General features: G+C 49.2%; 3 protein-coding genes. All 3 read right to left on the reverse strand.

Features of this window, described 5'->3' with window-relative positions; all coding sequences use genetic code 11:
• Window positions 1-2,163 carry a 1,3-beta-galactosyl-N-acetylhexosamine phosphorylase gene (gene gnpA, locus AC0THY_RS17750; protein WP_489991926.1) on the reverse strand — a complete coding sequence of 721 codons (2,163 nt, stop codon included), beginning with the start codon at window positions 2,161-2,163 and terminating at the stop codon, window positions 1-3.
• 125 nt (window positions 2,164-2,288) lie between these two features.
• Window positions 2,289-7,334 carry a beta-N-acetylglucosaminidase domain-containing protein gene (locus AC0THY_RS17755; RefSeq protein WP_489991927.1) on the reverse strand — a complete coding sequence of 1,682 codons (5,046 nt, stop codon included), beginning with the start codon at window positions 7,332-7,334 and terminating at the stop codon, window positions 2,289-2,291.
• 494 nt (window positions 7,335-7,828) lie between these two features.
• On the reverse strand, window positions 7,829-8,998 hold the full coding sequence (ftsZ, locus tag AC0THY_RS17760; RefSeq protein ID WP_489991928.1) for a cell division protein FtsZ: 1,170 nt from the start codon (window positions 8,996-8,998) through the stop codon (window positions 7,829-7,831).
• Window positions 8,999-9,150: the final 152 nt, after the last annotated feature.

Genomic DNA, 9,150 nt, shown 5'->3' on the forward strand with positions numbered 1-9,150 from the left:
TTACATCTCTTTCCAGATAATTTCTGCCGGTTTCATCTGATATGTCAGGGTATTTCCCTCTCCGTCATATACCACCGTATTCTGGGGTACATTGGAGTTGTTCAGGATCGCATACATCCCTGCCTCCGGATAAGCGTGCACCTCACAGTAGATATTGTCCGCAAACCATTTTTTCAGGCTGTCCTCCTTTGCTGCAGCATAGTAGAGGCTGCGCAGAAGCAGACGGGTGTTTTCATAGCTGTAGGGAAGGCCTGCAATGTAGACGCCTCTTCCCTTTCCGTAGGCATGTGCCGCGATATGCACCTCATTGTTGGAATACTCTACAATCTCCGTGTCCGCATCCAGAGCGTACACATTCTTCATGCTCTCACCAAAATCAAAGGCAGCTTCTCTGTCCTCTTTCAGGAAATGCTGGTCAAGCTGTGCAGTAAAGTATTTGTCGGTGGAGAGGGTAAAGCCCAGTTCCTTGTCCACACCCAGCACATCAGCCAGCTGGAAGAACCTTCCTCCCTTGTGGTAAGCGGACGGCTCGCCCACTCCCACAAATCCACCGCCATTGTACACCCACTCGCGGATCATGGCTAACATTTTCTCATCTTCCCACTCTTTTCCGCCGGAGAATGCAGTTTCCGCATCGCCTGCATTGATGATGACATCAATGTCCTTTGGAATTCCGTTCTCACGGATATCGTCAAAACTGATAAACTGTACATCCACCGCAGCGCCGCTCAGTGATTCCAGGATTCCCAGATAGGAGTAGATCTGCTTGTACCAGAGTGCATGGGCCACCATGTAGGTCTGCCAGGAGCGGAGCGCTCCCCAGCAGTTTAAGATTGCCACTTTCAATCCGCAGTAGGGCTTTCCGGCACTGGCCCGGTCATAGATCATACGGAACTCATCTGCAATATTCTCAATGCAGTCCACGAATTTGGGGAACTTATATGCCAGGCTTAAATATCCGCCGTAACCGATGCGCTCCACAGGCTTACGCATGATGGCTCTTCTGGCGCAGATCCAGTTTTCCACTGCCTCCACACAGGGATCATTTCCCTCGTAGAAGGTATCCGGAAAGAAGTAGGGAAGGAAACGTCCCTCCGTATACTTTACATGGGGGATATCTGAGATCAGCCTCAAGGTAGCTCCGCCTCCAACGCTTCCCACCACGGCATCCAGCCCGATCTCCTCAAAGTACTTTCCGTAGGGCTCGGTTCCGATCCAGTTGTCTCCCAGGAACATCATCGCCTCCCGGCCTGCCTCGTGAACGATATCCACAAGCCTCTTGGCCTTCCCTGCAACGAATTTCTGTATAAACTCCATGTAGTCCCGGTACTGCTTTGTGGGTACCCGGAATGTGGAGTTGTAGTATCCGTTGTCCACAATGTCCTCAGGACGCAGCGCGTAGCCGTATTCCTCCTCGAACTCCTCCAGGGCCTTCACGGAAACCGTCGCGCCGTAACCGAACCAGTCCACAAACTTCTCCTTGGCATCCTGGTTGAATACCAGTGTAAAGTGATAGAAGAATGTGGTAAAACGAACCACGTCCGTTTCCGGATTGTCGATGAGCCACTGCTTTAGATAGTCCTCTGCAAACACTCCGCTGGCAGCCTGGCGCACGTCAAAGGGAATATCATGTGGCTTGTCTCCCCAGTTATTTGTGATGTGATTGTACATCTGTGTGGGGTCCCAGATGGCATATACCAGGAATGAAACTGTGTATTCATGAAATTTTGCAGCCTTCTGAATGCAAACCGTATGATTCTCTTTGTCCAGGGTCCAGGCATCCGTGGGAACCACTTCCCCGGTGGTGCGGTCAATCACTTCCCACCAGCGGTTCTCATCGTGGATGTAATCCGGAATCACCTGCTCCTGATAGTATCCGTCCATAAAGTGAATGGTGAGTGTCCCCTCCACCGCTGTGTTTCTCTTAGACATGAGGTAGAGCTGCTGGCACTCTTCCATGTGCTCCTCTGCAAACTCATTGTGTCCTCTTGCTACAAAGTATGTGGTATAAATCTTGGCATCCAAGGCCTTCACTTCATCATCCAGCTTTGTTCCGTCACTGTCCCGCAGCGCGTCGGCTCCCCAGCGGTCCAAGATCTCCTGAGTCTCTTTTACAAAATTTGATTCACTTGGAAGGGTTACTCTTCCTTTTGTCTTTGCCATAACAATTCCTCCTGTACTTTCCCATGTATTTGTTACCAAAATCATAGTACTTTATATAAATATAAACGAAACGAACTAGAATCACAAGAGCATTATTGTGTCTTTTTTTTGCATTTCTATAACTTTTATTTTATTCTTATTGTGATCTTTCCAATTGTCATGCTGCCGTCCAGGGCCTGTGCCGTAATCTTCACTTTCTTTCCTTTTCCGGCTTTTTTCGTCCTGACCGTTCCGTTGGAGGATACCACAGCATACTTTGTATTGCCTGACTTCCATTTCAGTTTTTTGTAAACATTTTTTGCCGGGGTCACAGAGCCTCTCACCTTCAGCTTCCCTCCTGCTTTCACGGTCTTTGTTTTCGGGAGAAGCTTGATTTTCCTAACCGCATTTTTATATATCCGGATCTTGACCGAAGCCTTTTTCCCGCTTCCGTCTGATGCCGCTGCAGTGATGGTAACTGTTTTGCCCGCTCCTGCCTTCTTTGCGGTGACTACCCCCTTGGCATTTACTGTGGCATATTTCTTGTTGCTGCTGCTGTAAATCACTTTCTTTTCAGAGGCATTGGCCGGAGCCACGGTTGTCTTCACAGTCGCCTTCTTCCCTGCTGCCAGATTCTTTGTGTCCACAGCGATTTTCAGGCCAGATACCTTTATTTTATCCGGCTGGGGCGGCGTCGGTTTTGGATCTTCCGGCTTCTGCGTGTTTACCGGCAGGAGAGCTTCCCTGGCCGCTCTAAGCTCGCCCAGTATTTTGTCAGCCTCTCCCTGGGTGCAGTCACCCGCCTTTTCCAGAAGACTCACCGCCAGACTTTGGATGCGGAAATATGCATTCCAGGTATCCTTCGTATAGTCCTCCGCTTTCAGCTCTTCCGCTTTTCTGAGCTCAAGCTCTAAGGCGCTCAAATCTGCCCTCCTCTCCAGGCTTTCAAAAGCTTCCCGCAATAACCTGATTGCTCTTGTCACATCTCCCCATGAGGCTTCCTGGTCTTTTATAACTGCATCTGCATGTTCAAGTGCATCCCTGAGGGACCTGAGCGTGGATGTTGTATACAGGCTTTCCTCCTGTATCTGTTCCTGAATCTCCTGTACGGTCTCCTCCAGCACTTCCTTGGTAACCTGGTTCAATGTAATGATCTCATAAATCACAGGCGAGACGTTGCCCCACTCCAATTTGAGCTCGTACAGGTAGTCATATCCGGGATTCCATAGGGTTGTCAGGCTTTTATCCAGGACTCCCAGCTCAATCCACTGGCTGTCCTGCCCCGCGTTGCCCACGCGCGCTGTCACCTTGGCGTTGCTGACTGCGTTGCCGCTCTGTGCTATGTTGATCTTTGTCACATTTAATTTTTCCGACAGCCGGTAAACCACAGCGCCCTCTGTGCACCCATTCATGTCTGGTTTAAAGGATGTTGAAAAGTCTCCGTCGGTCATATTTTGAGGCTGTCTGCCTTTAAGTTCTATGGGGTCCGCTGTAAAAGCAGGCGCATTCTCCGTGGGAACATAGGCTCCGTCATTGAGTTCTATCTCAGCCAGCTTCAGAAATCTGGCCGTGTAATCCGCAGTGATGTAGACTCTCAGATACCGGGCCTTTACCGATTCAAAATCTCTGGCCTCCTGATACACATAATTGGGAAGGTTTGTGTCAAAGGTCCAGCCATTGTCCTGTGGTTTTGTATTTTTGTCGCCCGGATCGTTTATCTGTCCGTCCCCGATGGTGAGAATCCTCTCCCAGTTCTCCTTATCCATAGATACCTCTATGGCTGCGTCCCTGGGATAATCGAGCTCACCGCTGGCTACTATCACCCTGACTGCCGAAAGGTCCATATCTCTGCCAAGATCATAGAGTACGTACTGGCCCTTTCTCGGAAAATCGCAGAACTTTGCCTCCGTGGTCACATCTCCGTCAAACCAGTTTCCTGCTGTCCCCGTTGTGCGGGCGTCCTCACCGGCATATGCACCCTGCATTCCAATGGTAGCCTCCTCAAGAGCCGTCTCGTAAACTTCATTAGTAGTGATCTCAAATTTGGTGACTGCAAACACAGCCTCCTCCTCTGAGTGGTTAGCCAGCCTCACATAGCGGGACGTCTGGCAATTGTCTGGTTCTTCCCACTCCACGCCGTTGTCTGATGCCTCCAGTGTGACTGCGGGATTGCTCACCGATACATCTGCCTGTTTGATTTCCCTGATCCTGCCCAGATCCAGTCCCACGAACTCACCCGGCTTAAGGCTTATCTCAGAGGAGGAATTGATTTGGAAGGTATCCTTTCCATACCAGGCCGTCAGCCCCGGCTCATTTACATTTGTATAATTGATCTCCTTTGGGATGAGTGACCCCACGCTAAACTCGGAGAACTGCAGCCATTTTTTGATATCTGCTTTGTTCACCAGACGCACATAGCGGGCCTCCGGTCCATCCAGCTCCAGGTCAATGGAATCGGTCTGCGCATCCGTTCCCGTATAACTTCCAATGGGAACCCACTTTTCATTGTCCACAGAGAGCTGTAGCTCATAGGACCCCCATTTATCATTCCGGTCTCCACCTAAAACGATGTGGATGACACCGATTTTTCGTACTTCTCCGAGATCCAGTCCGATATAGTCCCCCGCCAGGGATGTGTCTTCATTGCCTGGATCGTACCAGACAAAGGTACTGTCATCCCCGTCCGTTACGCTGTTCTCCTCTCCCTGATACACGCTCCACTCATCTGTGCGGATGAGTGTTCCTTTATAATACTCTACCGGCTGCTGGGTCTTGTCGGACATATTGTACTGAATCTCACGTATTGTCAGCCACCTGTCCAGCTTATTCGTATCCGTGCACCTGTAGCGAAAGCCCCTCAGCTCCATGTCAATATTTGATACCGTGATGGTCTTTAGCTCCCTGCCCGCAGGCTGCATGGACTGGTCAAATTCGATCCAGTTTTTCCCGTCTACCGTATACTCCATCACCCCTTCATAAAACAGGTTCTTGGGGCTGTCCTCTTTCCAGAGGTCAATCTGCACCTCCTTTACCTGAACAGGAAGATTAAATGTCATACCCACATAGTCGCCTGCCTGCTGCTCTCTTGTGATCTCTATATAAGTTGACAGATTCCCATCCGTCACCTTCTGCAGATCATATCCTCTGGTGCTGGTGTTGCCGTTGACCGCAAATATTACGGTTTCCTCTAATTTCTGGTTCTCCGGATTCAGATATACATTCAGTTTATCTGAAATCGTCTTTAGCAGCTCTTCGGTAAACGGAAGTATATGCTGGTTTCCCACCTCCGCATACATAACTTCCCCTTTATAGTCAAAGCCGTACTCCTGCGACTGCTCGTAGGCCGCCTGCCCCTCTGAAAAGCGCTCCCAGACCTTCTCTGTATCCCCGCCTAAATCTGCTTTCAAGGCATCTAAAAATGCCAGGTTTGCACTGCTCACATCCCGCATACTGCTGACAAAGGGAGTGATCTGTTTCACCAAACGCTCCTTTCCGCTCTTGAGATAGCACTCTGCAGCATTGTTCAGTTTCACAAACTCCGTCCTCATCTCGTCTATCTCTTCCGGGGTCAGCTCTCCCCCGTTCATCTTATCCCGGAAAGCCTCCAGTTTGGGTGCAAGTTCCACAGATTCTTCCAGGGCTACCACTCTGGAATCCATGGCCTGATTGATCATATGTTTTGACAGTTCTCTGAGGGCAGCGCTCTCCTCACTGTCCTTGGGTGACATGTTTTCAATATACTTAAAGGAATCGTACCAGTTCTGTTCCCCCTCTTCCTTGGTCTCCCAGCAGTTCCAGGCAAAATCCGCGTTCGCAAAGATCGCTACCTTTGACGGTTCCGACTGCTGCATTGGGTTTAGAACCAATCCCGCATATTGGCTTCCGTCTGTGCCAGCCTGAAGAAACTGGTCCTGGCCTCCCATAATCAGATGATTTTTGCTGTTGTCCGTGCAGGGCCAGTTCACCCACATATAAGGCCTGCGTCCTGGATGCCCCTCTGTTGCAATGTTGGCAGACCACCGGGTACCAAAAGTAGGCGTGATCTGACCCCAAATTTTCCCTCCTGTGGCCAGGAGCTGGATATTGCTGTTCCCTGTATTCAGGGTTCTCAGCTCCTGACTAGAGCCATCTCCGTCATATCCAGCCGCGCAATAGAGAAGTTCTCTTCTGATATCCGGGTATTTTTCCTGCTGCTCTGCCAGCCATGTATCCAGATCCTCCAAAAGCCGAAGGGCATTGGATGGGGGAATGGAACCCGCATCGTCCCCCAGCACTCCGATCTGACGCACTCCAGCCTCCAATAGCTGCGTAAATTTTGCTGTAATCGTCTCAAAGTCTGCCTTATAGTTTTCCTCTGTGTCAAACCGAAACGGACTTTTCATAAAACAGTGGATTGTCCAGATAAAGTAACACTTATTCTCATTCCCGGCTTCCGCCATCCGGCGGATCTCGGCCAGCTCATTCTCAGGGTACAGTTCCCTCCAGTTGCTGTTGTGGTATGGGTCGTCTTTGGGTGCAAAAATATACTGGTTTAGCTTCAGCTCACCCCCGAATTTCATCAATTCAATGCGGTCCTCCACAGACCAGGGATTCCCATAGTAGCCCTCTATAAATCCACGGTTTTTTATATCTGAAAAATCCTCCACACGAAGCTTGCGCACCTCTCTGTTCACGGTCTGCCTCAGAATTCTGCGCAGTGTGGTCACGCCGTAAAATACCGCATCGCTGTCTGCGCCGATCACCGTGATTGCGTCCTCTTGAATATCTAATACATAGGCGTCACTTTTTTTATACAGGGCCGCATCCAGCCCATATTTCTGTGCATTCTCCTGAGAATAGACGTCCAGAATAAAATTAGTCCCCCCGTCCGCCGGGCTTTCCGCCTGTGTGACGGTTATTCCGTACTCATCCAAGGTTTCTTCCAGACGCCTTGTGGTATAACCGTCAATTTGGTTCCCTGCCATAAGGCTGACCTGTTCCGTAATCCTCATGTTTTCATCCCCATACTGTACACTCTGCGGTTTTGGGTAGATCTCATATTCAATGTCAGATATCCGCTCATCTGCTATGTTTTCGGCAGGCGCTGCCTTGGCAGCGCTTGTGTTCAACGCTGGTACCGCCGCTGTCACCGCCACCGCTGCGGCTGTAATGACGCTTAAAAACGAATGTACAATTCTCCTGCTCCTTTTCATATCTCAAATCCCCTTTCTATTCTCTGTGGCAAATGCACAGGCCTACTGAATAGTGATTTTCTGTGTACAAAGACATCCCCATTAAAATGTGTCTTTTAATGGGGATGTCTTTGAAGTACAGACACTCTCGGCTTGTAACCGATAGTTATATTATAGCGTGTCATTTTTTTCTTTCAATGCACAATCCGTCCTTTTATGTGCATTATTTACATATTTTTCTCTCATTTCAACATTTCATTATGCATTTATGGTTTATATTTTCTGTTTCCTTCTATCATCTGCACAGATTTTATATATCTGCCTTTCCTTTCGAAATCTATTTAGCGCATATTTACACCAAAGCCCTGTACTCGCCCACATGGTACCAAAACTGGCCGGGTCATTTCCGGAAATGGCCCGGCCAGTTTTGGCAAAAAATCAGGCACCCTAAAACTACAGACTCATGCCTGCACTTATAGGGTACCTGTCCAATTCTTAATAGTTCACAAAGCCTTTTATCTTCTTCTCAAAAAATCCGGTATCTGAATATCTCTCTCCTGCACCTTACTCTCCGGTGTGCGCAATGTCCCGATAGAGGGTTTTAAAGGCTTCACCTGGGGAGTGCTGCCGGATGTTGTATTCCTCTGGAAAATATTCCCCACCGGCGCTTCCTGAGCGGGCGCAGAATTGAATTCCGGAACAATCTTTTTATTTACAGTGGGCTGCGTAGCAGTAGATGCATCCAGACCGGTTGCAATCACTGTGATGCTTGCCTCATCCGCATAAGTATCATCGTACATAGCACCAAAGATGATGTTCGCGTCATCACCGGCCAATTCCTGAACATAGCTGGCCGCATCGTTGGCATCCATGAGGGAGATATCTCCTGAAATATTGATGATAACATGGCTTGCACCCTCGATGGTGGTCTCCAGCAGCGGGCTGGATACAGCCTGCTTCACTGCCTCCAACGCCTTGTCGTCGCCCTTGGCCTGTCCAATACCGATATGTGCAATTCCCTTGCCCGTCATTACTGTCTGTACATCCGCGAAATCCAGGTTGATCAGAGCCGGAAGGTTGATCAGGTCTGTGATGCCCTGTACCGCCTGCTGCAGTACTTCGTCCGCCTTCTTTAATGCCTCTGGCATAGTGGTCCTGCGGTCCACGATTTCCAAAAGCTTATCATTTGGAATCACAATCAGGGTATCCACGTTCTGCTTCAGCTTTTCAATGCCTGTGAGAGCGTTGTTCATGCGTGTCTTTGCCTCAAACCGGAACGGTTTTGTAACAACACCTACAGTCAGAATACCCATCTCTTTGGCAAGCCCTGCAACTACCGGCGCTGCTCCGGTTCCTGTGCCGCCGCCCATACCACAGGTAACAAATACCATGTCAGCCCCCTGCATGGCCTGCTTTAAGTCCTCCGCGCTCTCCTCAGCTGCCTGCTGGCCAACCTGAGGCTGAGCTCCTGCTCCCAGTCCTTTGGTCAGTTTTTCGCCGATCTGAATCGTGGTGGGTGCTTTGCAGAGCGTCAATGCCTGCTTGTCTGTGTTCACACCTACAAACTCCACACCACCAATTGTCTCATCCACCATTCTATTTACAGCATTGTTGCCTGCACCGCCCACACCGATTACAATAATCCGTGCCGCGGATTCAGCTTCATTCGTCATAATCTCTAACAAGGGTATTTCCTCCTTCTCATGTCTGTATCTACCTTACAGTCCGGGCAATCTGCTCCCAGTATTTAACCGTATTTCTTATATAATATAGTTTTTTAGAAAATTAATCAAGTGTATTTTTGAATATTATTATTTTTTTTAAACTTATTTAATAT

The sequence above is a fragment of the Ruminococcus sp. 8Y-12 genome, from assembly GCF_058119865.1.